The sequence below is a fragment of the Sphingobium salicis subsp. salicis genome (assembly GCF_049472635.1).
GTDB lineage: Bacteria > Pseudomonadota > Alphaproteobacteria > Sphingomonadales > Sphingomonadaceae > Sphingobium > Sphingobium yanoikuyae_A.
In genome coordinates this window covers 4,666,743-4,693,471 of sequence record NZ_JAYRCS010000001.1, presented here as the reverse complement: position 1 = coordinate 4,693,471, position 26,729 = coordinate 4,666,743, and the positions used below count along the sequence as shown (strand labels likewise).

26 protein-coding genes and 1 tRNA gene are annotated in these 26,729 nt (G+C 66.3%); 14 read left to right on the top strand and 13 right to left on the bottom strand.

Annotation, left to right across the window (positions count from 1 at the left end; genetic code table 11):
• The first annotated feature begins 19 nt into the window (after positions 1–19).
• The 10 genes from rpoN (at position 20) to VHN57_RS22570 (ending at position 8,578) form a co-directional block, all read left to right on the top strand.
• Entirely contained in the window at positions 20–1,537 is a 1,518-nt protein-coding gene (gene rpoN / locus VHN57_RS22615) for an RNA polymerase factor sigma-54 (protein ID WP_423285624.1), read from the top strand.
• A gap of 207 nt (positions 1,538–1,744) precedes the next feature.
• Positions 1,745–2,596, top strand: coding sequence for a D-amino-acid transaminase (locus tag VHN57_RS22610; protein ID WP_423285622.1), 852 nt, complete (start codon positions 1,745–1,747; stop codon positions 2,594–2,596).
• A gap of 220 nt (positions 2,597–2,816) precedes the next feature.
• Entirely contained in the window at positions 2,817–3,806 is a 990-nt protein-coding gene (locus VHN57_RS22605; protein ID WP_423286104.1) for a MarR family transcriptional regulator, read from the top strand.
• A gap of 68 nt (positions 3,807–3,874) precedes the next feature.
• Positions 3,875–3,950, top strand: a tRNA-Val gene (locus VHN57_RS22600).
• 149 nt (positions 3,951–4,099) lie between these two features.
• Positions 4,100–4,279, top strand: a complete 180-nt coding sequence (locus VHN57_RS22595; protein WP_069337532.1) for a hypothetical protein — start codon at positions 4,100–4,102, stop codon at positions 4,277–4,279.
• A 54-nt stretch (positions 4,280–4,333) separates the two neighbouring features.
• Positions 4,334–4,561, top strand: a complete 228-nt coding sequence (locus tag VHN57_RS22590) for a zinc-finger domain-containing protein (protein ID WP_010336946.1) — start codon at positions 4,334–4,336, stop codon at positions 4,559–4,561.
• A gap of 56 nt (positions 4,562–4,617) precedes the next feature.
• Positions 4,618–6,060: a metalloprotease TldD gene (gene tldD / locus VHN57_RS22585; protein WP_125988739.1), complete on the top strand. Its 1,443-nt coding sequence runs from the start codon at positions 4,618–4,620 to the stop codon at positions 6,058–6,060.
• A gap of 87 nt (positions 6,061–6,147) precedes the next feature.
• Positions 6,148–6,723 carry a DUF924 family protein gene (locus VHN57_RS22580; protein WP_270093740.1) on the top strand — a complete coding sequence of 192 codons (576 nt, stop codon included), beginning with the start codon at positions 6,148–6,150 and terminating at the stop codon, positions 6,721–6,723.
• A gap of 156 nt (positions 6,724–6,879) precedes the next feature.
• Positions 6,880–7,218, top strand: a complete 339-nt coding sequence (locus VHN57_RS22575) for a P-II family nitrogen regulator (protein WP_004209785.1) — start codon at positions 6,880–6,882, stop codon at positions 7,216–7,218.
• Positions 7,219–7,231: 13 nt separating this feature from the next.
• On the top strand, positions 7,232–8,578 hold the full coding sequence (locus tag VHN57_RS22570; protein WP_017501519.1) for an ammonium transporter: 1,347 nt from the start codon (positions 7,232–7,234) through the stop codon (positions 8,576–8,578).
• A 303-nt stretch (positions 8,579–8,881) separates the two neighbouring features.
• Here VHN57_RS22570 and VHN57_RS22565 read toward each other — a convergent pair whose 3' ends face one another.
• From VHN57_RS22565 to crtY, 4 genes are read right to left on the bottom strand one after another with little or no spacing between them, the layout of a single operon-like run.
• Entirely contained in the window at positions 8,882–9,871 is a 990-nt protein-coding gene (locus tag VHN57_RS22565; RefSeq protein WP_423285618.1) for a phytoene/squalene synthase family protein, read from the bottom strand.
• Positions 9,872–9,925: 54 nt separating this feature from the next.
• Entirely contained in the window at positions 9,926–10,507 is a 582-nt protein-coding gene (locus VHN57_RS22560; RefSeq protein WP_037507379.1) for an LOG family protein, read from the bottom strand.
• A 31-nt stretch (positions 10,508–10,538) separates the two neighbouring features.
• A complete protein-coding gene (locus tag VHN57_RS22555; RefSeq protein WP_375187045.1) occupies positions 10,539–12,020 on the bottom strand; it encodes a phytoene desaturase in 1,482 nt (493 codons plus the stop codon).
• Positions 12,020–13,168 carry a lycopene beta-cyclase CrtY gene (gene crtY, locus VHN57_RS22550; RefSeq protein WP_423285615.1) on the bottom strand — a complete coding sequence of 383 codons (1,149 nt, stop codon included), beginning with the start codon at positions 13,166–13,168 and terminating at the stop codon, positions 12,020–12,022. Before crtY ends, VHN57_RS22555 begins: the two co-directional genes overlap by 1 nt.
• Positions 13,169–13,790: 622 nt before the next feature.
• Here crtY and VHN57_RS22545 point away from each other — a divergent pair.
• Both VHN57_RS22545 and dmeF read left to right on the top strand, forming a co-directional pair.
• Positions 13,791–14,063: a metal/formaldehyde-sensitive transcriptional repressor gene (locus VHN57_RS22545; protein WP_010335593.1), complete on the top strand. Its 273-nt coding sequence runs from the start codon at positions 13,791–13,793 to the stop codon at positions 14,061–14,063.
• Complete coding sequence (dmeF, locus tag VHN57_RS22540; RefSeq protein ID WP_423285613.1) at positions 14,060–15,088, top strand: CDF family Co(II)/Ni(II) efflux transporter DmeF; 1,029 nt, start codon at positions 14,060–14,062, stop codon at positions 15,086–15,088. Before VHN57_RS22545 ends, dmeF begins: the two co-directional genes overlap by 4 nt.
• Positions 15,089–15,282: 194 nt before the next feature.
• Here dmeF and VHN57_RS22535 read toward each other — a convergent pair whose 3' ends face one another.
• The 3 genes from VHN57_RS22535 to VHN57_RS22525 all read right to left on the bottom strand — a co-directional run bounded on the left by VHN57_RS22535 (position 15,283) and on the right by VHN57_RS22525 (position 18,135).
• Complete coding sequence (locus VHN57_RS22535) at positions 15,283–15,711, bottom strand: protein tyrosine phosphatase family protein (RefSeq protein ID WP_010335591.1); 429 nt, start codon at positions 15,709–15,711, stop codon at positions 15,283–15,285.
• A gap of 133 nt (positions 15,712–15,844) precedes the next feature.
• A complete protein-coding gene (gene recQ / locus VHN57_RS22530; protein ID WP_423285610.1) occupies positions 15,845–17,617 on the bottom strand; it encodes a DNA helicase RecQ in 1,773 nt (590 codons plus the stop codon).
• A gap of 197 nt (positions 17,618–17,814) precedes the next feature.
• On the bottom strand, positions 17,815–18,135 hold the full coding sequence (locus VHN57_RS22525) for a hypothetical protein (protein ID WP_004209764.1): 321 nt from the start codon (positions 18,133–18,135) through the stop codon (positions 17,815–17,817).
• A 38-nt stretch (positions 18,136–18,173) separates the two neighbouring features.
• On the opposite strand from VHN57_RS22525, the gene VHN57_RS22520 reads away from it, so the two are divergent.
• Entirely contained in the window at positions 18,174–19,298 is a 1,125-nt protein-coding gene (locus tag VHN57_RS22520) for a serine hydrolase domain-containing protein (RefSeq protein WP_423285608.1), read from the top strand.
• Here VHN57_RS22520 and VHN57_RS22515 read toward each other — a convergent pair.
• The 6 genes from VHN57_RS22515 to VHN57_RS22490 all read right to left on the bottom strand — a co-directional run bounded on the left by VHN57_RS22515 (position 19,295) and on the right by VHN57_RS22490 (position 26,008).
• Positions 19,295–20,080 (bottom strand): PhzF family phenazine biosynthesis protein, encoded by a 786-nt coding sequence (locus VHN57_RS22515; RefSeq protein WP_423285606.1) that lies wholly within the window; start codon positions 20,078–20,080, stop codon positions 19,295–19,297. The genes VHN57_RS22520 and VHN57_RS22515 overlap by 4 nt on opposite strands.
• 79 nt (positions 20,081–20,159) lie before the next feature.
• Positions 20,160–21,941, bottom strand: coding sequence for an SLC13 family permease (locus VHN57_RS22510; RefSeq protein ID WP_423285604.1), 1,782 nt, complete (start codon positions 21,939–21,941; stop codon positions 20,160–20,162).
• A gap of 262 nt (positions 21,942–22,203) precedes the next feature.
• Positions 22,204–23,277: a chorismate synthase gene (aroC, locus tag VHN57_RS22505; protein WP_097385215.1), complete on the bottom strand. Its 1,074-nt coding sequence runs from the start codon at positions 23,275–23,277 to the stop codon at positions 22,204–22,206.
• Between the two features lie 27 nt (positions 23,278–23,304).
• The gene (gene fabI, locus VHN57_RS22500) at positions 23,305–24,111 is read right to left on the bottom strand and encodes an enoyl-ACP reductase FabI (protein ID WP_004209757.1); all 807 of its coding nucleotides are present in this window, start codon (positions 24,109–24,111) and stop codon (positions 23,305–23,307) included.
• Entirely contained in the window at positions 24,108–25,031 is a 924-nt protein-coding gene (locus VHN57_RS22495; RefSeq protein WP_004209756.1) for a YihY/virulence factor BrkB family protein, read from the bottom strand. Before VHN57_RS22495 ends, fabI begins: the two co-directional genes overlap by 4 nt.
• Before the next feature lie 56 nt (positions 25,032–25,087).
• Positions 25,088–26,008, bottom strand: coding sequence for a DnaJ C-terminal domain-containing protein (locus tag VHN57_RS22490; RefSeq protein ID WP_010335582.1), 921 nt, complete (start codon positions 26,006–26,008; stop codon positions 25,088–25,090).
• Positions 26,009–26,143: 135 nt separating this feature from the next.
• On the opposite strand from VHN57_RS22490, the gene pdxH reads away from it, so the two are divergent.
• A complete protein-coding gene (gene pdxH / locus VHN57_RS22485) occupies positions 26,144–26,719 on the top strand; it encodes a pyridoxamine 5'-phosphate oxidase (protein ID WP_423285601.1) in 576 nt (191 codons plus the stop codon).
• Positions 26,720–26,729: the final 10 nt, after the last annotated feature.

Sequence of the window (26,729 nt, the reverse complement as noted above, 5' to 3'; positions counted from 1 at the left end):
ATGCAGGACGGCCCGGCTGATGGCGCTCGGGCCACGCCTCGACATCCGCCAGAGCCAGTCTCTGGTGATGACGCCGCAGCTCCAGCAGGCGATCAAGCTGCTGGCGCTGTCCAATCTGGAGATCGAGGCGTTCGTCGCGGGCGAACTGGAAAAGAACCCGCTGCTCGAACAGGGTGCCGCCGATGACGGCGGCCGGGAAGGCAGCGGCGTCGACCGCGAGGTGGAGGCGCCGACCCTGGCCGCCGAAACCGGCGCCAGCGACGATCTGATCGCCCAGGGCCTGGGCGGCGCCGACAGTCCGCTCGACGTCGATCATGGCGCGGAAACCTTCATCGACGATGGCCCGGCCGACCGCATGGCCGCGGGCAGCGGCTCAGGCTCGCTCGACATGCTCGGCGGCGGCGGCGGTTCGGGCGAAGCGGTCGATTTCGACAGTTTCGCCAATGCCGCGCCCAGCCTGCAGGAACATCTGATGGACCAGGCCCGCAGCACGCTGTCGGGCATGGACCTGCTGATCGCCACCCAGCTGATCGGCCAGATCAGCGAAGCGGGCTATCTGGAGGCCAATCTGCTCCAGACCGCCCATGGCCTGGGCGTGCCGCTCTTCACGGTCGAGGCCGTGCTCGAAGTTATCCACAGCTTCGATCCCACCGGCGTGGGCGCCCGCTCGCTCGCCGAATGCCTCGCCCTTCAGGCAAAGGAGGCGAACCGCTACGATCCCTGCATCCAGCGGCTGCTCGCCAATCTCGACCTGCTGGCCAAGGGCGCCCTGCCCCAGCTGCGCCGCATCTGCGGCGTGGATGAGGAGGATCTCGCCGACATGATCCGCGAACTGCGCGGCTATGATCCCAAGCCCGGCCTGCGCTTCGCCAGCGACAGCGCCACGCCGGTCACGCCCGACCTGTTCGTCAGCCGCACCCGCGAAGGCTGGGGCATAGAGGTCAACAGCGCCACCCTGCCGCGCGTGCTGGTCAACCGCAGCTATTATGTCGAACTGGCCGGCGGCCCGCAGGACAAGGCGAGCAAGGCCTGGCTGGCCGACTGCCTCGCCAGCGCCAACTGGCTGGTGAAGGCGCTCGACCAGCGGCAGAAGACGATCATCAAGGTCGCGAGCGAGATCGTCCGCCAGCAGGAGGATTTCTTCCGCAACGGCGTCGCCTATTTGAAGCCCCTGACCCTGCGCGCGGTCGCCGACGCGATCGAGATGCATGAATCGACCGTCAGCCGGGTCACCTCGAACAAGTATCTCTCCTGCCCGCGCGGCCTCTACGAACTCAAATATTTCTTCACCAGCGGCGTCGCGGCGGCGGATGGCGACGGCGCCGTCTCGGCCGAGGCGGTGAAGAGCCATATCAAGGCGCTGATCGGCGCGGAGGAGGCCCATGCCATCCTCTCCGACGACACATTGGTCGACCTGCTGCGCGCCAAGGGCATGGACATCGCCCGCCGCACCGTCGCCAAATATCGCGAATCCATGGGCATCGGCTCCTCGGTCCAGCGCCGCCGGCAAAAGGCGCTCAAGGGCAAGGCCGCCTGAGCCTGTCCTACAGCGGCCTTTTCCCCTATCATCGGCACTGCCATCCCCTGACTTTCCGATAGGATCAGGCCAGCGCAAGATAATGTCACAATGTGCGGGAAATATGCGAAGTTAAGCGCCGCAAATCCTATTTCGCTGCCTTGACCCCGGCCGCCGCGGCGGCAAAAGCGGCGGCGTAAATCACCAGACCAAGGATCGCCCGCCGCCATGTCCGTCGCCTATCTCAACGGCCAGTTTCTGCCGCTCGAAGACGTCCGCATCTCCCCGCTCGATCGCGGCTTCCTGTTCGCCGACGGCATTTATGAAGTGGCGGCCGTAATCGATGGCCGGCTGGTCGACAGCGCCAGCCATCTCGCCCGGCTGGAACGTTCCTGCACCGAAATCGGCATCGCCCTGCCGCTGACCCTGGACGAGATCGAGGCAGCGCAGAAGGCGCTGGTCACCCATAACGGCCTTGGCGAAGGACTGGTCTATCTCCAGATCACCCGCGGCGCCGATGTCACCCGCGACTTCATCCCGCCGGCCGGGCTGCAGCCGACCCTGTTCATGTTCGTCCAGAACAAGACTTTCCTCGATGTGCCCGCCGCCAAGACCGGCGTCGCGGTCGCCACCATGGCCGACCTGCGCTGGGCGCGGCGCGACATCAAGAGCGTCGGCCTGCTCGCACAGGCCATGGCCAAGATGGCGGCCAAGGAAGCCGGCGCGCAGGAAGCCTGGATGATCGAGGATGGTTTCATCACCGAAGGCGCCTCCTCCACCGCCTTCATCGTCACCGACGAAGGCATCGTCACCCGCCCCTACAGCCAGTCGGTGCTGGCCGGCTGCACCGGCGCGGCGCTCACCGCCCTTGCGGAAGAAAGCGGCATCGCCGTCATCCGCCGCCCCTTCACTCTCGCCGAAGCGCTCGCCGCCAGGGAAGCCTTCATGACCAGTGCCTCGACCTTCTGCCTCTCGATCGTCAAAATCGACGGCCAGCTGATCGGTGACGGCACCCCCGGCCCGATCGCGACCCGGCTGCGCGAACTCTATATCGACTTCGCCCGCCGCACCGCGGTCTGACCTGCGACGAAATGAGTCCATTTCGGATCGAATAGGCAGAACAGGGCGCCCGCATCAGCCGGCGCCCTTTTCGTTTCCGCATCCCCACCGATATCGCGGGCGCGTGACGGCCATCACGACAGCCCCGTGCATTTGCGCCATTATGGAGTCAGCGCCGGCTGCGCCCGGTGGGCAAGCGGCTAAGCTGCGGAACATAACAGGCACGGGAGATTGCGTGGTGATGGCCGATCCCTTCTCGACCGATCATGATAGCCCCTATGCCGCGCCGGATGACCGGCGTGGGCTGCTGATCGTTGCCGATGACGAATGGTTCGACGATGCCGCCATGCTGGCCCATGCCGCCGGCCTGCGCCTACTCGGCACCGTGCCGCTCGATCAGGCCGCCGCCCGGCTCGACATGCAGGTGGGCTGCGACGTCGTGCTGCTGCTCTGCCACCAGCCCGATCCATTGCTCGAACGGCTGATCGTCCAGGTCGAGACGATCGCGATTCAGAATCGCATGGCGGTGGTCCTGCTCGCCGGGATCGAGACGCTCGACATGGCCTATGCCTGCATGCGCAGCCCGCAGACCCAGTTGCTGTGCAGTCCCGACAATGGCGACATCGCCGCCGCCCTGCTCGCCGCCGCGCACGGCGATGCTATCCCCCATAATCTGCATGACGCCACCCATGAAAGCGACGGCAACCGGCTGCAGCGGCTGAGCGAGGAAGTCAGCCGTCTTGCTCGCACGATCGAGGCCCTGACCGATCGGCCGCGCCCTACGCTCCCCGCGTTCGACATGCCCGCGCGCATCGCCGACCGCCAGGGCGGCTATACCGCCATGCCGGCCATGGCCACGATCGGTGCGGCCACCATGGCGGAAACCGCCTCCGTCACCGCCGCCCAGGCCCGCGACCTGCTGCGCGCCCGCCGGCTGCGTGCCGATTTCCTGCCCGGCGACCTGTTTGCCGATCCGGCCTGGGACATGATGCTCGACCTGCTCGCCGCCCGGCTGGAACAGGCCCATGTCTCTGTCTCCAGCCCGTGCATCGCGTCCGCCGTGCCGCCGACCACGGCGCTGCGCTGGATTCGCACATTGACGGACAAGGCCCTGGTCGAACGCCGCGCCGATCCGCATGACGGCCGCCGCATCTTCATCGCGCTCGCCGACGACGCGGCTGACCAGTTGATCCGCTGGTTCGGCGCCAGCCATCGCTATCGCGCGCACTGATCTGCCCCATCGGATAAAGGCCGCTTGACCCGCGCCCAAAAAAATCTAGAAGCGCCCGCACCCCATGGGGGCGATTAGCTCAGTTGGTAGAGCGTCTCGTTTACACCGAGAATGTCGGCGGTTCGAGCCCGTCATCGCCCACCAGTTTCGCCGAATGAGAAGCCGTCCGGGGGACGGCTTCCGGCGAAACTCCCGAGCGACAGCGAGGGCTTAGCCATCCAGGCAAAACCCGCCCCAATCCGCACCCGTAACATTCATCCTGCAGCAAGCATGGTTCCGGCATCTTGCCGCCCATGCCGATCAGCTTCTTCCTTGGCGGCTCCGTCGCGCCGATATTGCTGATGCTGTCGCCCTTCGCGGTGATGGCGGTCGGCAATTGCGCCGACTGGCAACCCAAGACCCCAAGCGCAAGGATCGCGGCAAAGCCCCCCGCCGACGCCGGCTGCACCCAGCCCCGCTATCCGCTGATGTAATCGCGCGCTGCCAGATATTGCGGCGGCGCGTTACCGCTGCTAATTCAGCCTCCCATGATCCAGCCGCCCGAAATCATCCGAGTCACCAAGTCCCGCGTCTCCTGCGACGGTTCGGGTGACATTCCCGCCGCCCTTGGCCATCCGCGCGTCTTCCTGGAAATCGACGAGCATGGCTATGTCGATTGCGGCTATTGTGATCGCCGCTTCGTGCTGGCCGGCGGCGTCGCCGACAATGCCGAGATCGGCAGCAAGCCGGACATCGCCTCGGGCGCCAGTCTCTAAGGCACCCTCTAAAATTTCCATTGGGCATCCGTCATGCCGCGCCTATATCGGGCGGCATGACCGATCTCGCTTCGCAATTCACTGATGCCCGCGGCCTGCTCTATCGTCCGGGCCTGCTCGATCCCGATGGCGCGCGCCGCCTGACCGCGCAGGCGCTTTCGGCCTGCGACGATGGCGAGCTCTACCTCCAATATCGCGCCAGCGAGAGCTTCGGCTTTGACGACGGCCGCCTCAAGACCGCCGATTATTCAACCGATGCGGGCTTCGGCCTGCGCGGCGTCTCGGGCGAGATGACCGGCTTTGCCCATGCCAACGACCTCAGCGAAGCGGCCATCGCCAAGGCGGCGCAGACGCTGACCCTGCTCGATCCGGCCAAGGGCCAGCCCGCCCCGCCGCCCCAGCGCACCAATCGCCACCTCTATACCGATGCCAATCCGCTGGAGCTGGTGCCCTTCGCCGAGAAGGTGACCCTGTGCGCCGCGATCGACGCCGCCGCCCGTGCCCGCGACCCGCGCGTCGCCCAGGTTTCGGTCAGCCTCGCCGGCAGCTGGTCGGTGATCGAGATTGTTCGCGCCGACGGCTTCACCGCCAGCGACATCCGCCCGCTCGTCCGGCTCAACGTCTCGGTCATCCTGGAGGAAAATGGCCGGCGCGAAACCGGCGTGTTCGGCATTGGCGGCCGCTATCTCTACGATCAGGTGATGGACCCCAAGATCTGGAACCGCGCGATTGACGAGGCGCTGGCCCAGGCCCAGGTCAATCTCCGCTCGGTCGCCGCCCCCGCCGGCGAAATGACCGTGCTGCTCGGCCCCGGCTGGCCGGGCGTATTGGTTCATGAAGCGATCGGCCATGGCCTGGAAGGCGATTTCAACCGCAAGGGCACCAGCGCCTTTTCCGGCCGCATCGGCCAGCGCGTCGCCGCGCCCGGCGTCACCGTGGTCGACGATGGCAGCATCCTCGACCGCCGCGGTTCGCTCTCGATCGATGATGAAGGCACGCCGACGCAGGAAAATATCCTGATCGAGGACGGCATCCTCAAGGGCTATATGCAGGACCGCCTCAACGCCCGGCTGATGGGCGTCGCGCCGACCGGCAATGGCCGCCGCGAATCCTATGCCCATGCGCCGATGCCGCGCATGACCAACACCTTCATCAAGGGTGGCCAGGACAATCCGGAAGAGCTGCTGTCGCGCGTCAAGTCGGGAATCTTCGCCAAGAGCTTCGGCGGCGGCCAGGTCGACATCGTCTCGGGCAAGTTCGTCTTCTCCTGCACCGAAGCCTACAAGGTCGAAAATGGCAAGATCGGCGATCCGATCAAGGGCGCGACCCTGATCGGCGACGGCCCGACCGCGCTGACCAAGGTGATCGGCATCGGCAACGATTGGGCGCTCGACGAAGGCATCGGCATGTGCGGCAAGGGTGGACAGAGCGTGCCGGCCGGCGTCGGCCAGCCGACGCTGCTGATGGACGGGCTGACCGTCGGCGGCACCGCCGCCTGACCCCCTTCCTGCCATGGCGGCGCGGTCACCCGACCCGCCGCCGCCATGGGCCGAGGAACCGGGCGACGATCGATACGTATTTTGCGTATGAACATGCTGACCGACAGCCATGACGCCGTGACCGCCGACTGGGCGGCGGCTCTGCTCGACTTCTGGTTCAACCAGGTGGGCGAGAAAGGCTGGTACAGCCATGATCCGGCGCTCGATCAGCATTGCATCGACCGCTTCGCCGTCCTGTGGAGCGAGAAGCGGACGCTTCCGGCCGAAAGTTTCCTCGACCGCGCCGACGATGCGCTGGCCGCGGTGCTGCTGTTCGACCAGCTGCCCCGCAACATGTTCCGCGGCCAGGCCCAGGCCTTTGCCACCGACCCGATCGCCCGTGAGGTAGCGCGCGGCGCCATCGCGCTGGGCTATGACATCCAGATTGGCGGGGCGGGCCGGCTCTTCTTCTACATGCCCTTCCAGCACAGCGAGGATCTGGCCGATCAGGAGCTGTCGCTCTCCCTGTTCGAAGGGACCGGCGACGCCCGGTCGCTCGATTTCGCCCGCCAGCATCATGCAACCATCGCGCGCTTCGGCCGTTTCCCCCATCGCAACGCTGCCCTTGGTCGCACCACCCTGCCCGCCGAAGCGGCAGCGGTCGCCGAAGGATCGCAATGGTAGGCGGGAACATGCCTATTTTTTAGGCATGGCTGTGCATCTGCACATTTTTTCGGCGGCGCAACAATCTCCCCTAGTGGAAATCCCGCGTTAATGCGTCATTAGCAAATTGGCACGCCTCTTGCTGGTATGTCGCCGCACACCAAATAAGGGGGCGACATGAAACTTGTCATGGCTATCATCAAGCCGTTCAAGCTTGACGATGTCCGCGAGGCTCTTTCCTCGCTTGGCATCGCCGGTATGACGGTCAGCGAAGTGAAGGGCTTTGGTCGCCAGAAGGGCCAGACCGAAATCTATCGCGGCGCCGAATATTCCACCAACATGGTTCCCAAGATCAAGATCGAGGTGGTCTGCGACGACGACCTCGCGCCGCGCGTGGTGGAAGCGACGCAGGCCGCCGCCAATTCGGGCGCGATCGGCGATGGCAAGATCTTCGTCCTCGATGTCGGCCAGGCCGTGCGCATCCGCACCGGCGAAACCGGCGAAACCGCGCTGTAAGAAGGGGGGAATAATGACCTTTTCGAAGAAACTCTGCGGCGCGCTGGGGGCCACCGGCCTTTCGCTGTTCGCCGCGCTGCCCGCCTGGGCACAGGACGCGGCCGCGCCGGCCGCGACCGTGGACAAGGGCGATACCGCCTGGATGATGACCTCCACCATCCTCGTCTTCCTGATGATCCTGCCCGGCCTCGCCCTGTTCTACGGCGGTCTTGCCCGCAGCAAGAACATGCTGTCGGTGATGACGCAGATCGGCGCCGCCGCCTGCCTCGCCATGCTGATCTGGGTCATGTACGGCTATTCGATGGCCTTCGGTCCCGATTATACCAGCGGCCTCTCCAACTTCGTCTCGACCTTCGACAAGGCGTTCCTGAAGGGCATCACGCCCGCTTCGCAGGCCGCGACCTTCACCGCCGGCGTCGAGATTCCGGAATATGTCTTCGTCTGCTTCCAGATGACCTTCGCCGCGATCACCGTCGCGCTGGTGCTGGGTTCGGTGGTCGAACGCATCAAATTCTCGGCCGTGATGGTGTTCGCCGCCATCTGGCTGACGATCGTCTATTTCCCGATCGCGCACATGGTCTGGGCTGCTTCGGGCTATTTCTTCAAGGCCGGCGCGCTCGATTTCGCGGGCGGCACCGTCGTTCACATCAACGCCGGCGTCTCGGCACTGGTGGCCTGCCTCATCCTGGGCAAGCGCATCGGCTTCCCCAAGGAACCGATGGCGCCGCACAGCCTGACGCTGACCGCCGTCGGCACCGGCCTGCTGTGGGTCGGCTGGTTCGGCTTCAACGCCGGCTCGGCGCTCGAAGCCAATGGTTCGGCGGCCCTCGCGATGATCAACACCTTCGTCGCCACCGCATCGGGCGCCCTGTTCTGGATGCTGGCTGAACGCGTCAACGGCCACAAGGCGTCGGCCCTGGGTTTCTGCTCGGGCGTCATCGCCGGCCTCGTCGCGGTCACCCCGGCGGCCGGCAACTCGGGCCCGTTCGGTGCGATCGTGCTGGGCGCCGTTGCCTCGATCATCTGCTTCTATGCCGTCACCGTGCTCAAGCCCAAGCTTGGCTATGACGACAGCCTCGACGCCTTCGGTATCCACGGCATCGGCGGCATGATCGGCGCCATCGGCACCGCCATCGTCTACTCGCCGGCCCTCGGCGGCCCCGGAGCGGCGGACTATGAAATCGGCGCCAAGCTGCTCGTCCAGATCGAAGCGGTCGTCGTGACCATCATCTGGGCCTCGATCGGCACCGCCATCGCCATCTTCATCGCCAAGGCCATCACCGGCCTGCGGGTCAGCCAGGAGGTCGAATATGAAGGCCTCGACCTCGGCGAGCATGGCGAGCGCGCCTACAATTACTGAGATTGGCAGGGCGGCCCATCCCACGGGCCAGGGCCGCCCGCCTCACCTTGTTCCTCCTGCGAACATGCCTTGGGGTCGGTACGAAAGTACCGGCCCTATTTTTATCCACAGGGCAGGCAATCGGAATTGGGGGGGCTGGCAGCGACCAGAAGCGGACATGTTCCCCCTCCCGCAGGCGGGAGGGGGTTAGGGGGTGGGCTGGGCATCGCGAAAGCCCACCCCGCTGCGACTAACGCGCTGCGCGCGCAAGTCTCGCTACCCCTCCCGCGTGCGGGAGGGGAATGGCAGGAAACCCACCCAAATTCAGACAGCCGGTCGTGTCCACAACCCCACAGCCCGCGCCGCCCTTGCCGGCCAGCGCCGTGCCCGTCCCGGCACCTGCCGTCCCGCGCGGATCACCCAGCCCAGCTTCTCGCGCCCCGGCGTCACCACGCGATGGTCCCAGGCATGCTCGCCCCGCCGCGCCACTTCGCGCGCGATGTCGCCATAGATGCCCGCCGCCGCCAGCACTGCCCAGGCCGCCCGCGCCGGCAGCGCGCCGGTGCCATGGCGCGCACTATCCTCATAGGCGGCCGCCATGTCGGCCAGCCGCCGGCCCAATATCGCCAGCTGCGGCCGCAGCCAGGGCTTCATATGCTCGCCGGGTGGCATGTCCATTTCCACCAGCCATTCGACCGGCAGGTAGCAGCGGTCGGCCAGTTCATCCTCGCTGATGTCGCGGGCGATATTGGCGAGCTGGAACGCGATGCCCAGGTCGCAGGCGCGGTCCAGCGTCGCCTCATCCTCCGGGTCGACCCCCATCAGCACCGCCATCATGCAGCCCACGGCGCCCGCGACATGATAGCAATAGCGCAGCATGTCGGCCTCGCTGCGCGGCCGCCAGTCGCGCGCATCGAGTGCAAACCCCTCCAGCAGGTCATGGGCATAGCGGTGCGGGATCGCGCATTCGTGCATGACGACGCCAAAGCCGTCAAAGGCCGGGTCTCCGGTCGGCTCGCCGCGCAGCGCCGCATCGGTCAGCACCCGCAGCGTCGACAGCCGCGCCTGCCCGTCGGCAACGCCGCGCATCGTCCCGCCATGGTCCTGTCCATCGGCAATATCGTCGCATTTGCGGCACCAGGCATAGAGCAGCCAGGCCCGCTCGCGCGTCACCCGGTCGAACAGCTTCGACGCCATGGCAAAGCTCCTGGAGCCCCGCGCAATGCTGTCGCGGGCATGGGCGACCAGGGCGGGGCGATTCCATTCTCCCCTCCCGCCTGCGGGAGGGGCCGGGGGAGGGCCTGTTAAGTCCATGAAGCGGACATGCCCTCCCCTAACCCCTCCCGCAAGCGGGAGGGGAATATTATTTCAGAGCCGTGCGGCCTTCATCGCAAAGATCGTCTCATGCGGCTGATAGGCGGCCATCTGGTCCAGCAGCCCCTCGATGCTGTCGTCATGGATCATGATGCCGGCATGCTGCGGCCGGATGAAGCCGGCTTCCACCATCTGCCGGTTGAAGCCGATCAACTGGTCATAGAAGCCCGCGACATTGAGCAGGCCGACCGGCTTGTTGTGATAGCCCAGCTGCGCCCAGCTGATCGCTTCCCACAGCTCGTCCATCGTGCCGACGCCGCCCGGAATCGTGACGAAGCCGTCCGACAGGTCGGTGAAGAGCTGCTTGCGCTGGTGCATGGTCTCCACCACGTGCAGTTCGGTGCAGCCGCGATGCGCGACTTCGGCGCCGACCAGCGCCTCGGGGATCACGCCGATCACCTCGCCGCCCGCCTCCAGCGCCGCATCCGCCACCGCGCCCATCAGGCCCAGCCGCCCGCCGCCATAGACGACGCCGATTCCGCGCTGTGCCAAGGTGCGGCCGACATGGCGCGCCGCGTCGATATAGGTGAGGTCGGCCGGCGTCGCCGAACCACAATAAACAGCCAGTCTTTTCATCATCTTCCAGTCCCGAAGCGCCGCGCGCTCCTCAAGCCATGTCCTGCAGCATCAGCGCCGCGGTCGCCTTGGCGCTGCCCACCACGCCGGGGATGCCCGCGCCGGGATGGGTGCCGGCCCCTACCAGATAAAGGTTGGGAATGACATCGTCGCGATTATGCGCGCGGAACCAGGCGCTCTGGGTCAACAGCGGCTCCAGGCTGAAACCGCTGCCCAGATGGGCATTGAGGTCGCGGCCGAAATCGCTCGGCGCATAATGGAACTGGGTCACGATGCGCGACCGGATGTCGGGGATCAGCCGATGCTGGATCTCGTCCAGGATGCGCTCGGCATAGGCCGGCGCGAAGCGATCCCAGTCGATCGGCAGCTTGCCCATGTGTGGCACCGGGGCGAGCGCATAGAAGGTCGAATAGCCTTCCGGCGCCATCGACGGATCGGTGACGGTCGGGTGATGCAGATAGAGCGAGAAATCCGCCGGCAGCACGCCATGGCTGTAGATATCGGTCAGCAGCCCCTCATAGCGGGGGCCGAACAGGATCATATGGTGGGGAATGCCCGGCCAGCTGCCCTTGATGCCGAAATGCAGCACGAACAGGCTGGGCGACCATTTCTTGTGCTGCAGCTTTTCCGCCTGCTTCTGGCCGCGCGGATGATGGCCCAGCAGGTCGCGATAGCTGTGCATCAAATCGCCATTGCTGGCGATCGCGTCCGCCTCCCCGCGCCAGCCCGACGCCGTGCGCACCGCCACCGCCCGGTCGCCATGGGTCTCGATCTCGACCACCGCGTCGCCCAGCCGCAGCACGCCGCCCAGCCGTTCGAAATGGGTTGCCATGCCCTGCACCAGCCGGTTGGTCCCGCCCTTGGCGAACCACACGCCGCCATCCTTCTCCAGCTTGTGGATCAGGGCATAGATGCCGCTGGTCGTCATCGGATTGCCGCCGACCAGAAGGCTGTGGAAGGACAGCGCCTGGCGCAGCTTCTCGTCCTTCACATGGCTCGACACGATCGAATAGACCGATCGCCAGGCCTGATATTTGGCAAGGCTCGGCCCCGCCCGCACCATCGAGGCGAAGTCGAGAAAGGCGACCGAGCCGAGCTTGCGATAGCCTTCCTCATAGACGCCAGCGGCATAATCCAGGAACCGCTCATAGCCCGCGACATCCTCGGGATTGAGCTTGGCGATCTGCGCGCGCAGCGCCACCTCGTCGTTGGAATAGTCGAAATTCGTGCCGTCGCGCCAGTTGAGCCGGTAGAAGGGCGACACCGGCACCAGGCTGACATCCTGCGCCATGTCGTTCCCCGACAGGCGCCACAATTCGGCGAGGCAGGCCGGATCGGTGATGACCGTGGGACCAGCGTCGAAGGTGAAGCCGTCCTTCTCCCACATATAGGCGCGGCCACCGGGGCGGTCGCGCGCCTCGATCAGGGTGGTTGCCACCCCGGCCGACTGCAGACGGATGGCCAGCGCCAGGCCGCCAAAGCCCGCGCCAATGACAATCGCTTTCCGCTCCATCAGGCGGGTGGGTTCAGCAATGCGTGCATGGCATCCCTTATGCGCACCGGGGGACGCCCGCACAAGATGCGGATGCGATCGGCGATGGTCGATCGCCCGGCATAGAAGCGCTGGATCAGCCCCGGCCGCAGCCGATAGAAGCGGGCAAAGATGCGCCAGCGCTGGTCCGGCACCGCAGCGCCGAAGAGCATCCGGCCAAGCAACCGATAATAAAGTCCCTTCTTCCAGTGCGCCGCAGCATAGGTCCGCGTTGCCGCCGGCAGGCCCTTCAGCGGCTGCTCCACCAGCCAGGTCGCGAATCGCACCGCATCGGGCAGCGAATAGCCGGTCATCGGCTGGAACAGGCCGGCCTTCACCCCGGCCCGCGCGACCGGGTCATCGGCTGGCCAGTAGCGGTCGAAATCGCCGCCATGCACCACCGGCAGAACGCCGCTCTCGCTGTGGATAACTTCCTCCACCTGCCACCCCTGCGCCTGCGCATAGGCGGCGATCCGCTCCGCGAGCCCTGCCTCGTCCAGCGCCGGTCCGTCGCTATAATAGGTATCCTCGACAAAGATCGTCCGGGCGTCGCGCGGCAGCAGATAGACGAAGCGATAGCCGTCGATCTGCGCCACGGTCGCGTCCATGATCACCGGCCGCGCAATCCCGTGCGGCTGCGCCAGTCGCAGCGTCTGCCCGACGAATTTCTGCCAGCCACAGCGCAGCGCCGACAGGTCGCCCGCGCCGCGCGCATCGATCATCGCAGGCGCGCTGATCCGCCGCCCATCCTCCAGCACCAGAAATTGCCGGCCGATCGTCGCCACCCGAGCACCGGTCAGCAGGCGATTGCCCAGCGCCGCCCGCACATGCGCGTCGAAACGGGGGGAGGCGATGCTGTTATAGGGGGTGTCGAGCTGCCGCCGATAGCCGGGAAAGCGCACTTCATGCCCCTGTGACCAGCGGCTGCTGACCAGCGGATCGACCAGCCAGCGGTCGCGCGCATCGACATCACCGCCGAAGAAGGACCAGATATGGTTGCCGCCGACATGATCGGCCTGCTCGATCAACAGGATGCGCGTGCCCGGCCGCCGCTCGGCAAAGGCAAGCGCGATCAGCCCCCCGGCAAGGCCCCCGCCGATAATCGCAAGATCGCATTCCAGATCAGCCACCCTCCCCTGTTAGCGACGCCGACGCCAAAGGCAAAGCGGGACGGGCAGGCTGGGGTGTCCGGGATGGGTGGGGACAAGACATAGCCCCTCCCTTCCAGGGAGGGGCTGGGGTGGGTTGCGAGCGTAGCGAGCTTCTGCCCTATCGACCGTAGACCGCCGCTACGCGGCGCCCCCACCCCCTAACCCCCTCCTGCTTGCGGGAGGGGGATCATGACAGCTTCTGGTCATCAGTTGCCATCCTCCCGTCCGTCATGCCGCGCTCGACCCGGCATCCCGCTTTCCTACCCGGCCTTTCTCTGATCTACCCTGGGCGATGGACACCCGCTCCACTTTCCAGCCCTCGCCGCCAAGCCGCTGTCGCCCGACCGGCGCGCAAGTGTCGTTTTCCTGTCGTCTCGTTGTCCTCTCCCTGTCGCGTCGAAGGCGCGTCATCCTGACCCGGTTGTCGCGCGCCTGTCGCTTCACCGGCGCGCGGCAGGCGCTTGGCCGGCGCATTGGCCCGAATTTACCCGCACGACACTGTGAACTTCGACTGTCGCGTCGATTCTCGGCTCCAACTGGCGCCCCCGCTCCATCCCCCACGCCTTGCTCAACTTATCCACATAGTATAGGGGGGTATCCTATGCATATCATCGCGGATCGGGACAAATTGCTGGCGCGGGTGCGCCGCATCGCGGGGCAGGTCAATGCCGTCGAGCGCCAGCTGGCGGGCGATGCGGGCTGCTCGGAAACGCTGCAGCTGGTCGCCTCGGTGCGCGGCGCGGTCGGCAGCCTGATGGAGGAGCTGATCGAACAGCATATGCGCGAACATGTCGCCCGCCCCGGCCTGACCGACGAAGCGCGTACGGCCGCCACCGAAGAAATGCTGGCGCTGATCCGCCGCTACGGGAAATGACGATGCACGACGATCACGCCCATGGGCACCATCATCATGGCGCCGGATGCGACCATGACCATGCACATCATCCCGCCCCGGCCGTCCCGCCGCCGACCGACAAGGATGGCGCGGAACGCCATTATTTCGACCATATCTATCTGAGCGCCGGGCATGACAAGAATGCCAGGCGCACTCTGTGGGTCGTCTGGCTGACCGCCGCGACGATGGTGGTGGAAATCGCCTTTGGCTGGATCACCGGGTCGATGGCGCTGCTGGCCGACGGTTTCCACATGGCCACCCATGCCGGCGCGCTGGCCGTGGCGGCCGCCGCCTACAGCTATGCCAAACGCCATGCCCGCAACCCGCGCTACACCTTCGGCACCGGCAAGGTCGGCGACCTGTCCGGCTTTGCCTCGGCGCTGCTGCTGCTGCTGACCGCGCTGTTCATCGCGATCGAATCCGGCATGCGCCTGTTCGAGCCAGTGAAGGTCGCCTTTGGCGAGGCGACCCTGGTTGCGATCGTCGGCCTGGTCATCAATCTGGTCAGCGCCCTGCTGCTCGGCCACGACCATAGCCATGATCATGGGCACGGCCACGCGCATGACGATCATGACCATGATCACGACCACAAGAGCGGCCATGCCGACAACAACCTGCGCGCCGCCTATGTCCATGTGCTGACCGACGCGCTGACGTCGGTGCTGGCGATCGCCGCGCTGCTGGCTGGCCGCTATCTCGGCTGGTGGTGGCTCGATCCGGCGGTCGGCCTGCTCGGCGCGGTGGTCATCGCCCGCTGGGCCTGGGGCCTGATGAAGGACACCGCCGCCATCCTGCTCGACACCGCCGAACCCGCGCTGATGGCCAGGGTGCGCGGCCTGGTCGAAGCCGAAGGCGCCACCATCCGCGACCTCCATGTCTGGCGCATCGGCCCGCACGCCCATGCCGCGATCATCAGCCTGGCGCCCGGCGCCGACGGCGCCCGTGTCCGTGAACGGGTGCGCAGCCTGCCGCGCATGGAGCATGTCACGGTAGAGTGCAGCTGAGCGTCCGCTTGAGAAAGCCGGTCCCGACCCGCTCCCCCGCCCTGTCCTACAGAGCCGGGCCCATGTTAGGCTGCGCCCGGCTCTTTCCCATCGTCCGGCGTCCCCATCCTTCTCGCAACATGATTTCCTACTTGAGCAAGGAAATGTCGAAATGTGCGGGAAATATGCGAAGTTAAGCGGACGAAATCCTATTTTCAGGCGGGCTTCAGCGCATCCATGATCTGGCGCACCGGGCCAAGATCATAGCCCGCAGCCGTCGCCTGTGCCGACAGCGCATCGGCATCGTCGCCGGCCCGCGCGCGGGTCAGCGCCCACAGCAGGGTGCTGCGCGTGCCCGACCGGCAATAGGCCAGGATCTTGCCCTCGCCCGCCTGCTCCATCGCGGCAGCCATGCCGTCGAGCTGCCAGGGGGCGAAGCCGCCATGGGCGACCGGCACGGCGGCATAGGCGACGCCGGCGTCGATCGCCGCTGCCTCGACCGCGGCACCGTTGGTCTGGCCCGGTTCCTCGTCATCGGGACGGTTGTTGATGATCATAGTCACGCCCAGCGCCTTGGCGGTCTCCACCTGATCGACGCTGATCTGGGGCGAGACATAGAGGCGGTCGGTCAGCTGGCGGAACATGGGCAAATCTCCTTCGCCCCCGCCATGCGCCCGCCCGCCACAGGATTCAAGCGTCTGCACGCCCAACCGGCATCGATGCCCCGCCATCCGTTCGTTTCGAGCCTGTCGAGAAACGGGGCCACACGCTCATCCGCTACAGATAGGGCCGGATCGCCGCCAGGAAGGCATCGCCATAGGCGTCCAGCTTCTTCTGCCCGACGCCGCTCACCATGCCCAGCTCATGGATGGTCGCCGGCCGTTGCTCCGCCATCTCGCGCAGCGTCGAATCATGGAAGATGACATAGGGCGGGACCCCGGCATCCTGCGCCAGTTCGCGGCGACAGGTGCGCAGCGCGTCGAACAGCGGATCGCCAACCGGATTGGCGTCGCTGCCATTGCGGGCGTTGCGCTTCTTCCGCTCGCGCCGCGGCGGCACCAGGATGCGCACTTCCTCCTCGCCGCGCAGGATCGGCCGGGCATTGGGGCCGAGCATCAGCCCGCCATGCTCGGTCGTCTCCAGCGCGTCCCGCACCAGCAGCGCCCGCGACACCGGCCGCAGCAGCGTCGTCTCATCGCCATCGACGATCGCATAGACGGAAATCTTGTCATGGCCGCGCTCGCGAATCTTGTCGGTGACGGCGCCACTCAATACCGCCTCGATATGGCCCGCGCCAAAGCTCTGGCCGGTGCGATAGACCGCCGACAGATATTTGCGCGCGGTCTCGGTCGCGTCGACACTGGCCGGCGGGGTCAGGCAATTGTCGCAATTGCCGCAGGTCGCCGGCGGATTCTCGCCAAAGTGCCGCAGCAGGATCGCCCGGCGGCAGGTCGCCGTTTCCACCAGCGCCCCCAGCGCCGCGATCCGCGCCCGCTCGCCCTGCTGGCGCGCGGGCTCCAGCTCCATGATGCGCTGGCGAGCACGGGCGAAATCCTCCGCCCCCCAGAAGAGATGCGCGACCGCCGGTTCGCCGTCACGGCCGGCGCGGCCCGATTCCTGATAATAGCCCTCAATCGACTTGGGCAGGCCGGCATGGGCGACGAAGCGCACATCGGGCTTGTCGATCCCCATGCCGAAGGCGACGGTGGCGACCATCACCATATCCTCGCTGGCGATGAAGGCAGCCTGGTTGGCGGCGCGCTGCTGCGGGTCCATGCCGGCATGATAGGCGCGCACCGCCCGGCCGCCGCGCCCCAGCGTCTCGGCCAGCTTCTCGGTCGCGGCGCGGGTCGGCGCATAGACCACGCCCGGCCCCGGATTGGCGGCGAGCAGATCGGCCAGCTGCCGGGTCAGTCCATCGCGCGGATGGACGGCATAGCGGATATTGGGCCGATCGAAGCCCGAGATGATGAGGCCATCCTCAGGAATGCCGAGCTGGACCAATATGTCCTTGCGCGTATGCGCGTCCGCCGTCGCCGTCAGCGCCAGCCGCGGGACATCGGGAAACTCATCGAGCAGCGGCCGCAGCAACCGATAGTCGGGGCGGAAATCATGCCCCCATTCGGACACGCAATGCGCTTCGTCGATCGCGAACAGCGCAACCTTCGCCGACCGCAGCAGATTGCGGAACCCCTCGCCGCTCGCCCGTTCCGGCGCGACATAGAGCAGGTCCAGTTCGCCATTGCGCAGCCGGTCCTGCGTCTCGCGCCAGTCGGCATCGACGCTGGTCAGGCTGGCGGCCCGGATGCCCACCGCGGTCGCCGCGCGCAGCTGGTCGTGCATCAACGCGATCAGCGGCGATACCACCACGCAACAGCCATCGAGCGCCACGGCCGGCAACTGGTAGCAGAGCGACTTGCCCGCGCCGGTCGGCATGATCGCCAGGGTCGGCTGCCCCGCCATGACCCGCCCGACCACCTGCTCCTGCACCCCGCGGAACGTCGTGAAGCCGAAAATATCGTGGAGCAGCGTGGGAATGTCGCGGGGCATGGACCGGCCTTAGCGAGTCAGGGCCACAGGTGCCAGTAGCGCGGAGTGTCTGTTTGAGATGTGCCCTCCGGCACATTCCGGCACCAGCCCGCTCCCCCACCCGGCCACCCAACGGCAGTATTCTATGGGTGGCCGGGTGGGGGAGCGGGCTGGTGCCGTATCAGAAATCGCTCTTTCGCGATTTCTCAAACTCTCGCTTAGCCTGCTGGGTCGAGCAGACAGCCCCAGCCCGGCTTGAAGCGCGCGGTGCGCGACGCCAGCAGCGGGACATGCGCCTCGACCGCCCGCTCCTCCGGCTTGTCGGTCAGCCGCACCATCGCCATGCCCGGCTCCTTGTCGCCCTGGCAGCTGCCCATGGCACGACCCTCGACATAGCGGCAGGAACAGGTCAGCCGCGCGCCATAGGCCGAGCCGAGCTGCGCGCGGGCACGCAGGGTCGACCAGTTCCACGCCAGCGCCGCCAGCAGCGCGAAGAGGATCAGTCCGGCGACGATCCACCATTTACCACGAACCGCCATGGTCCTTCTTCCCGCCTCCATGCTAAGGGCGCCGGCTTATGCAGATCGAGAAGCGAATCGTAAAGCGCCTTGCCATGGGTGCCGGACTGGTGGCGCTCGTCCTGGCCGGCACGCTGGCGGGGCGCGCGGCCCATTCGCCCGAGCCCGTCTATAGCGTCGACACCGACGCCGTGGTCAGCGCGAGCGCGCTGCGCGGCGCGATCGATCCGCTGTTCGACGACAAGGCGATGGGCGATACCCGCGCCCTGCTGGTCATGCGCGACGGCAAGGTGATTGCCGAACGCTATGCCCCCGGCATCACCCCCGACACGAAATTGCTGTCCTGGTCGATGGCCAAGAGCGTCACCGCCGTGCTGGTCGGCCTGATGGTGTCGGACGGGCGGCTGGCGCTCGATTCGCCGGTGCCGGTCGCGGCCTGGAGTCAGCCGGGCGATCCGCGCGGCCGCATCACCCTGCGCCAGTTGCTGTCGATGACCTCGGGCCTCGACCATGCCGAGGATGGCGAGCCGATCACCGACGGCGACACCGTGCGCATGCTGTTCATGGACGGCGCGCAGGACATGGCGGCCTATGCCGGATCCAAGCCGCTCGCGCACAATCCCGGCGAGGTCTTCTCCTACTCCACCGGCAGCACCATGATCCTGTCGGACCTGATGACCCGGATGCTGACCAACAGCCCCCATCCCGACGTGCGTCGCCGGGCGATGCAGATGTTCATCGACGGCCGGCTGAAGGCGCCGGGCAAGCTGTCCAGCCTGACCCCGGAATATGACGCCAACGGCACGCTGATCGGCGGGTCGATCATGCACATGACCGCGCGCGACTATGGCCGCTTCGGCGAATTGCTGCGCAACCATGGCCGCTCCCCCAACGGCCATCAGATCGTGCCGGAAAAATGGGTCGACTATATGCGCGCGCCCTCGCCCCGGAATGCGGCCTATGGCGCCCATCTCTGGCTCAACCGGGACAGCAGCGAAAGCGCGCTGATGCCCGGCCTCGCCTCGGCCAGCCTGTTCGGCTGCGTCGGCCATAATGGCCAATATATATTGGTCGCGCCCGGCCAGCGGCTGACGATCGTGCGGATCGGCATGTCGCCCAAGAAGGAGCAGCGCGCAGCCGTGAAGGCGCAGCTGGCCCGGCTGATCGGCCTCTTCCCCGGTTAAAGGGTGAATATGCCCTCGATCACCGTGCGGCAGGCGCCGGTCATCACCACCCGGTCGCCCTCCAGCCGGCAACCGAGCCGCCCGCCCCGCGCCGACGCCTGATAGGCGCTGATCGCAGTCTTGCCGAGCCGCTCCGCCCAATAGGGCGTCAGCAGGCCATGGGCCGATCCGGTCACCGGATCCTCGTCAATCCCGCCGCCGGGCACGAAGACGCGGCTGATGATATCGCTGTCGTCGCCCGGCGCGGTCGCCATCAGCAGATTGTCGCCCAGCTTGCGCAGGGTCGCGAAATCAGGCTCCAGCGCGCGGATCGCATCGGCGTCGCGATAGACGAAGATCGCATAGCCGCCCTCGCGCCAGCGCGTTTCGACGATGTCGCCGCCCATCCCTGCCGCCAGCTCCGGCAACGGCCTGGGCGCGCTGGTCCAGGCCGGCAGCGACAGTTCATAGCCCTCGCCCGCACGGGTCACGGTCAGCACCCCGGCATGGCGGGTGCGAAAGCGGATGGTCTCGCCCTCAATCAGCACATGACCGCTCGCCAGCGTGGCATGGCCGCACAGCTTCACCTCGACCGCCGGGGTGAACCAGCGCAGCGCATAATCGGCCTCCGCATCGTCCGGCGTCGGCACGGTGAAGGCGGTTTCCGACAGGTTGTTTTCCGCGGCGATCGCCTGCAGCACCGCATCATCGAGCCAGGCGTCGAGCGGCATCACCGCCGCCGGATTGCCGGTGAAGGGCGCATCGGCAAAGGCGTCGACCTGGGTGAAGCGAAGGCGGGTCATGGCGATACTCCTGATGGATCGCCGCCTTCATGCCGGCCCCGCATCCGTGCCGACAGGGCCGGATGCGGGCAATTGGTCCCTAGCCCAGAATCACGAGTGCCGCGCACACCGCGGTGCCGACGATCAGGTTGAGCGGCACGCCGATGCGCACGAAATCGGCGAAGCGATAATCGCCCGCGGCATAGACCAGCGCGTTGGTCTGATAGCCGATCGGCGTCGCGAAACAGGCCGATGCGCCGATCATCAACGCTATCACCAGCGGACGCGGATCGGTGCCTAGCTGATGCGCCAGCGCGATGGTGAGCGGCGTCAACAGCGCCGCGACCGCATTGTTGCTGAGCAGTTCGGACAGGATCAGCGCCGCGAAATAGACGATGAAGACCAGGCTCCATTGCGGCGCGACCTGCATCAGCGGCGTGATCCAGCCCACCATCAGCGCGACGCTGCCCGCCTGTTCCAGCGCCAGGCCGACCGCCAACATGGCAAAGATCAGGATCAGCACATCGCCGTCGATCGCCGCCCAGGCTTCCTCCGCATCGATGCAACGGGTGACCAGGATCACGCCCACCGCGATGAAGGCGGCCAGGCCGATGCCGATCACGTCGAGCGCCGACAAGATCACCACCGCCGCCATCGCCAGGATCGCGATCCATGCCTTGCGCGGGCGGAAGGCGCGCGTCCGGCTGATGTCGACGCCGATCAGGTTGGGATTGTCTTTCAGCGACCGCATCGCGTCGTCGCTGCCCGCCACCAGCAGCCGGTCGGCGCCGCGCACCCGCGTATCGGCCAAGTCCGGCCCCGGCAGATGGCGGGCGCGATGAATGCCGATCAACCGGACGCGCAGGGCATGAAGGAAGGGAATGTCGATCAGCCGCTCGCCGATCGAGGGATGGCTGGGCGCGACCATCGCCTCGATCACCGTGCCCTCGCGCGCGGAGGTTTCGGAATCGGCGGCAATGCCCAGTTCGAAATCGCCCGATTCGCGCAGCGTCATGATCGCCGTGCCATCGGCGCGGACGATCAGCCGGTCGCCGACATGCAGTTCCTCCTGCTCCAGGTCGTGGCGTCGTATCTCGCCGGCCCGCTTGAGCCCGATCAAGGTGACCGAGCGGCCGAGCACGGACAACTCGCCAATCTCCCGCCCGACCACCTCGCTGTCCGGCGTCACGACCAGTTCGGTCAGATATTCCTGCACATTGCCGCCATTCTCGCCCGCGATCGAGGGTGGGTCGCTGGGCAGTAGGAAGCTGAGGCAGGCCAGGCCGATGACGCCGGCAATGGTGCCGGCCAGGCCATAGGGAGTGATATCGAAAATGCCGAAGGGCTGCATGCCCTGTTCGGCCGCGATGCCCGCGACGATCAGGTTGGTCGACGTGCCGATAAGGGTAACGCAGCCGCCCATCACCGCCACCGCATTCATCGGGATCAGCAGCTTCTTGACCGGATAGGCGGTCGCCTGCGCCAGACGGAACATGATCGGGATCAGCAGCACCACGACCGGCGTGTTGTTGAGGAAGGCCGACAGCAGCACCGTGCCCACCGCAACTTCGACCAGCGCCAGCCGCGGATGCTTCTGCGCCCGGACCATGACCAGATCGGCGATGCGGTTGATCGTGCCGGTGCGGATGAGCGCCCCCGACAGCACGAACATCGCGCCCACGGTCAGCGGCGCGCTGTTCGAAAAGACGGAGAAGAGCGATTTCTCGTCGAGCAGGCCGAGCAGCGCGAAGGCACAGGCACCCAGCACCGAGACGACGGTCGGGGAATAGCGTTCGCGCACGAAGGCGACGAACATGCAGGCGAGAATGATCAGGCCGATTTCCGCGCGGTAAATGCCCAATAGCGCGGTGATGAAATGCATCTCGTCTTGCCCCCGTTTGATCGCGTGATCGCGTCTCTAACGGAGGTGAAACGAAATGGGCCAGCCATGGTTGCATGGCTGGCCCGTGTCGCGGCGTCAGGGGACGTTTTGACCGTCAATCCACGCATAGCGTGCTGACGCTCCCCAGGCTTACGCTCTGCCGCTCACCCTCCCGCGGGTGACCATGTCATCCTAGCGTAACATGGGTGAGTCGTCTCGCATCTTTTGCACATTCGACGCGCGATTGGCGCAGTTCGGCGCGTCAGTCGGCCCCGCATTGGGCGCGGTGCAGCAGCTTCTGGTCGGCCAGCACCAGCGCCATCATGGCTTCGACCACCGGCACGCCGCGAATGCCGACGCATGGGTCGTGACGGCCCTTGGTGATGATGTCCGACGCATCGCCTTCGCGCGTCACCGTCTCGACCGGAATCAGGATCGAACTGGTCGGCTTGAAGGCGATCCGCACCTTGACCGGCTGGCCGGTCGAAATGCCGCCCGCAATGCCGCCGGCATGATTGGCGAGGAAGACCGGACCATCGGCGCCGGGCCGCATCGGATCGGCATTCTGCTCGCCGCGCAGCCGGGCGGCTGCGAAGCCGTCGCCAATCTCAACGCCCTTGACCGCGTTGATGCTCATCATCGCACTCGCCAGTTCGCTGTCGAGCTTGGCATAGAGCGGCGCGCCCCAGCCGGCCGGCACGCCACTGGCCACGCATTCGACCACTGCGCCGAGCGAGGAACCATCCTTGCGCGCGCCATCGACCAGCGCTTCCCAGCGCACCGCGGCTTCGGCGTCAGGACAGAAGAAGGGATTCTGGCCGATCTGCGCCGCGTCGAAATTGCCATAGTCGATCGCGTCGCCGCCGATCTCGCTCACATAGGCGAAGATATCGACTTCGGGGATGACGAGCCGCGCCACCGCACCGGCCGCAACCCGGCTGGCGGTTTCGCGCGCCGAGGACCGCCCGCCGCCACGATAGTCGCGAAAGCCATATTTGGCGTCATAGGCATAGTCGGCATGGCCGGGGCGATAGGCCTTGGCGACCTCCGAATAATCCTTCGATCGCTGGTCGGTATTCTCGATCATCAGGCTGATCGGCGTGCCGGTTGTCTTGCCCTCGAACACGCCCGACAGGATGCGCACCTCATCGGGTTCGCGCCGCTGGGTCGTGAACTTGGACGTGCCCGGCTTGCGCAGGTCGAGCCAGGGCTGGATGTCCGCCTCGCTCAATGCCAGGCCCGGAGGGCAGCCATCGACCATCGCGCCAATCGCCGGACCATGGCTCTCGCCCCAGGTCGAGAAGCGGAAGACGCGACCGAATGTGTTGAAGCTCATATCCGTTCCAATCCGGTCGCGTCGTTCTTACTTGTCCAGCGCGATGTCGGGCGCGTCTTCGGCCTTCATGCCGATGACATTATAGCCCGCGTCGACATGGTGGATCTCACCCGTCACGCCCGAAGCGAGGTCCGACAGCAGGTAAAGGCCGGCACCGCCGACATCGTCGATCGTCACGTTGCGACGCAGCGGCGAGTTCAGCTCGTTCCACTTCATGATGTAGCGGAAATCGCCGATGCCGCTGGCCGCCAGCGTCTTGATCGGGCCGGCCGAGATCGCGTTGACGCGGATATTTTCCGGGCCCAGGTCCATCGCCAGATATTTGACGCTGGTTTCCAGCGCCGCCTTGGCCACGCCCATGACGTTATAATGGGGGATGACCTTTTCCGCGCCATAATAGCTCAGCGTCAGCAGGCTGCCGCCTTCCTTCATCAGCTTGCGCGCGCGGGCCGCGACGGCGACGAAGCTGTAGACCGAGATGTTCATGGTCATCAGGAAATTGTCGAGGCTGGTGTCGGCATAGAGGCCGCGCAGCTCATTCTTGTCGGAAAAGCCGATCGCATGGACGACGAAGTCCAGCTTGCCCCAGCGCGCCTCGATCTCGGCAAAGGCCTCGTCCAGCTTCGCCATGTCGGATACGTCGCAGTCGATCAGGAAGTCCGAGCCCAGCTGTTCCGCCAGCGGCTTCACGCGCTTGGCCAGCGCCTCGCCCTGGTAGGAGAAGGCCAGTTCCGCGCCCTGCGCATGCAGTTGCTGCGAAATACCCCAAGCCAGCGACTTGTCGTTCGCCAGCCCCATGATGAGCCCGCGCTTTCCCGCCATCAAGCCTGTCATATCGTCGTTCCGTTCCCTTTGTCCTGCACGGTGCCGGCTGCTTCGTCTTCCGGAAATTCCGCCAGTGCCGCATTCAATTCGGCGCCAATTACCACGCCGAGCCCCACGAGAAAGAAAAAAATGAGGGTGATCATGACACCGGCCAGACTGCCATAGGTCCGGTCATAGCCGCCCAGCATCGACAATGTGACCGGCAATAGCAGAGTGACGGCATACCACCACAGCGCGGTGGCGACGGCGCCGGGCCATTTGGGAAAGCGCTTGTCACGGTAGAGTGACGGGGTCAGCGAGACATAGAGCGAGTGGAGCGCCACGCATAATATCGCCATCGGCACCAGCTTGGCCGAGGAAACCCAGGCGATCGCCTCATCCGCGAAGGGCAGCAGCCGGTGGAGCAGCTGGTCCACCGCCGTTATCATCACCTGCATCGAAAAGGCGAACATCACTGCCAGCACGCTGACCAGCGTGATCCCGACCGACGCCAGCCGATAACGCCAGAAGGGCTTGGTGCTCTTCGTCCCATAGGCGCGGCGCAATATGTCGCGGATCGTCTCGATCAGGCTGCCCACGGTCCAGAGCCCCACCAGACCGCCGAACCAGAGCAGATTGCCGGAACGCGCCTGCAACACATCGCTGATCGGCTGGCGCACGACATCGGCGACGCCGCGCGGCACGGTGTAGAGAAAGGCGTTCACCGCCGACAGCCCGTCCGACGTGCGGCCAAAGACGCTGGCGACGGCGGCGGCAACGATGAAGAAGGGAAACAGCGTCATCAGCGAGAGATAGGCCAGGTTCCCCGCATGGATGAACCCGTCGCTATAGACGCCCACCATTACCCGCTTGGCGATCTCGAAGCTGCGCGATCCCGGCCGGACCCGATCGATCTGGCGATGGAATTTTTCCTGCGCCTGCGCCGCCATGTGGCGGCGCGACTCCGGACTATAGGGGGAAGGCAGCGGCACCCTTGCCGAACGTCCTAGACGCCCAGATGGGTCCGCACCGCGCGACCATCCTGCCAATCCTCGACCAGCTGGAGGATCACCGGATCATCGGCAGGCACGTCGATCAGCAAGGTCACAAGCTGGTCGCCGCGCTGGCCATCCTTGCCGGTAAAGCCCTTGCCGCGCAGGCGCAGCGTCTTGCCCGATGTGGTGCCGGCCGGCACGCCCAGCATCACCGGGCCATCGACGGTCGGCACCTTCACCTTGCCGCCCTTCACCGCCTCGTTGATGGTGATCGGCAAATCGAGCAGCACATTGTCGCCGTCGCGCTTGAAGAAGGGGTGCGACTTCACCTCGATGGTGACGATTGCGTCGCCCGCGCCGCCGGCGCCCGGCTGCCCCTTGCCGGTCAGGCGCATCTGCGTGCCGGTTTCGACCCCGGCGGGCAGCTTCAGGTCGATCGTCTTGCCATCCTGCAGGGTGATGCGCTGCGGCGCCAGCGTAGCAGCGTCGACGAACTGCACCGCCAGTCGATAGGCGACATTGGCCCCCTTGGCCGGCGGCGCGCCGCGACCAAAGCCGCCAAAACCGCCGCCACCACCGGCGCGACGGCCCGCACCGCCGAACAGGCCTTCGAAAATATCACCGAAATCGGCGCCGCCCTCGTTGAACTCGAACCCGCCGGGACGGCCACGCCCGCCGCCACCACCGCCAAAGCCGAAGGGCGCGGTCGGATTGCCGTCGGCATCGATCTCGCCCCGGTCGAAACGGGCCCGCTTGTCCTTGTCCGACAGCAGGTCATAGGCGTTGGTCACGGCCGAGAATTTCTCCGCCGCCTTTGGATTGTCCTGATTCTTGTCGGGGTGATATTGCTTGGCCAGCTTGCGATAGGCGGACTTGATCTCCGCTTCACTCGCGCTGCGCGCCACACCCAGAGTGGAATAGGGATCCGCCATCTATCATCCTGTTATGCTGAACCGGTATTTGCCGCATCACGGCCATATCGCCCCTATGTGGCCGAAGGCCGGGCATCGTTCAAGCTGCGGCGCATCCGTATCGACAGTGCGGTGCCGGGAATCTAAGGCAGGGGCATGACCGATCCCTTCGCCCTTTTCGACGAGTGGTATGCGCAGGCGCGCGAGACCGAACTCAATGACAGCAACGCCATGGCGCTGGCCACGGCCGATGCACAGGGCCGCCCGTCGGTCCGCATGGTGCTGCTCAAGGGCCATGGCCCCGACGGCTTCATCTTCTACACCAATTTCGAGGGGCGCAAGGCCGGCGACCTGCTCGCCAATCCGCATGCCGCCCTGCTGTTCCACTGGAAGTCGGTGCGCCGCCAGATCCGGATCGAGGGCAGCGTCGGCCCGGTCGACGACGCGACCGCCAACGCCTATTTCGCCACCCGCAGCCGCGACAGCCAGCTGGGCGCCTGGGCTTCCGACCAGTCCCGCCCACTGCCGTCGCGCGCCGTCTTCATGGATCGCTATGAAGAGGTGCGCGCCCGGTTCGAAGGTGGCCCGGTGCCGCGCCCACCCCACTGGTCGGGCTTCCGCCTGACCCCGGAACGGATCGAGTTCTGGCAGGACCGCGAGCATCGCCTGCATGAACGACGCGTCTTCACCCGCCAGGAAAATGGCTGGAACGAAGGGCTTCTCTACCCCTAACCGAGCATCA

Bases quoted from the DNA above. Each gene is read 5' to 3' on its own strand.
- VHN57_RS22520 (WP_423285608.1), top strand. From the start codon at position 18,174: ATGCAGATCGAGAAGCGAATCGTAAAGCGCCTTGCCATGGGTGCCGGA.
- VHN57_RS22510 (WP_423285604.1), bottom strand. From the start codon at position 21,941: ATGCATTTCATCACCGCGCTATTGGGCATTTACCGCGCGGAAATCGGC.
- VHN57_RS22575 (WP_004209785.1), top strand. From the start codon at position 6,880: ATGAAACTTGTCATGGCTATCATCAAGCCGTTCAAGCTTGACGATGTC.
- rpoN (WP_423285624.1), top strand. From the start codon at position 20: ATGGCGCTCGGGCCACGCCTCGACATCCGCCAGAGCCAGTCTCTGGTG.
- VHN57_RS22595 (WP_069337532.1), top strand. From the start codon at position 4,100: ATGCCGATCAGCTTCTTCCTTGGCGGCTCCGTCGCGCCGATATTGCTG.
- VHN57_RS22490 (WP_010335582.1), bottom strand. From the start codon at position 26,008: ATGGCGGATCCCTATTCCACTCTGGGTGTGGCGCGCAGCGCGAGTGAA.
- VHN57_RS22545 (WP_010335593.1), top strand. From the start codon at position 13,791: ATGCATATCATCGCGGATCGGGACAAATTGCTGGCGCGGGTGCGCCGC.
- VHN57_RS22555 (WP_375187045.1), bottom strand. From the start codon at position 12,020: ATGGAGCGGAAAGCGATTGTCATTGGCGCGGGCTTTGGCGGCCTGGCG.
- dmeF (WP_423285613.1), top strand. From the start codon at position 14,060: ATGACGATGCACGACGATCACGCCCATGGGCACCATCATCATGGCGCC.
- VHN57_RS22515 (WP_423285606.1), bottom strand. From the start codon at position 20,080: ATGACCCGCCTTCGCTTCACCCAGGTCGACGCCTTTGCCGATGCGCCC.
- recQ (WP_423285610.1), bottom strand. From the start codon at position 17,617: ATGCCCCGCGACATTCCCACGCTGCTCCACGATATTTTCGGCTTCACG.
- VHN57_RS22525 (WP_004209764.1), bottom strand. From the start codon at position 18,135: ATGGCGGTTCGTGGTAAATGGTGGATCGTCGCCGGACTGATCCTCTTC.
- VHN57_RS22535 (WP_010335591.1), bottom strand. From the start codon at position 15,711: ATGTTCCGCCAGCTGACCGACCGCCTCTATGTCTCGCCCCAGATCAGC.
- VHN57_RS22610 (WP_423285622.1), top strand. From the start codon at position 1,745: ATGTCCGTCGCCTATCTCAACGGCCAGTTTCTGCCGCTCGAAGACGTC.
- VHN57_RS22570 (WP_017501519.1), top strand. From the start codon at position 7,232: ATGACCTTTTCGAAGAAACTCTGCGGCGCGCTGGGGGCCACCGGCCTT.
- VHN57_RS22590 (WP_010336946.1), top strand. From the start codon at position 4,334: ATGATCCAGCCGCCCGAAATCATCCGAGTCACCAAGTCCCGCGTCTCC.
- VHN57_RS22495 (WP_004209756.1), bottom strand. From the start codon at position 25,031: ATGGCGGCGCAGGCGCAGGAAAAATTCCATCGCCAGATCGATCGGGTC.
- aroC (WP_097385215.1), bottom strand. From the start codon at position 23,277: ATGAGCTTCAACACATTCGGTCGCGTCTTCCGCTTCTCGACCTGGGGC.
- VHN57_RS22580 (WP_270093740.1), top strand. From the start codon at position 6,148: ATGAACATGCTGACCGACAGCCATGACGCCGTGACCGCCGACTGGGCG.
- tldD (WP_125988739.1), top strand. From the start codon at position 4,618: ATGACCGATCTCGCTTCGCAATTCACTGATGCCCGCGGCCTGCTCTAT.
- VHN57_RS22565 (WP_423285618.1), bottom strand. From the start codon at position 9,871: ATGGACTTAACAGGCCCTCCCCCGGCCCCTCCCGCAGGCGGGAGGGGA.
- fabI (WP_004209757.1), bottom strand. From the start codon at position 24,111: ATGACAGGCTTGATGGCGGGAAAGCGCGGGCTCATCATGGGGCTGGCG.
- VHN57_RS22560 (WP_037507379.1), bottom strand. From the start codon at position 10,507: ATGAAAAGACTGGCTGTTTATTGTGGTTCGGCGACGCCGGCCGACCTC.
- VHN57_RS22605 (WP_423286104.1), top strand. From the start codon at position 2,817: ATGGCCGATCCCTTCTCGACCGATCATGATAGCCCCTATGCCGCGCCG.
- pdxH (WP_423285601.1), top strand. From the start codon at position 26,144: ATGACCGATCCCTTCGCCCTTTTCGACGAGTGGTATGCGCAGGCGCGC.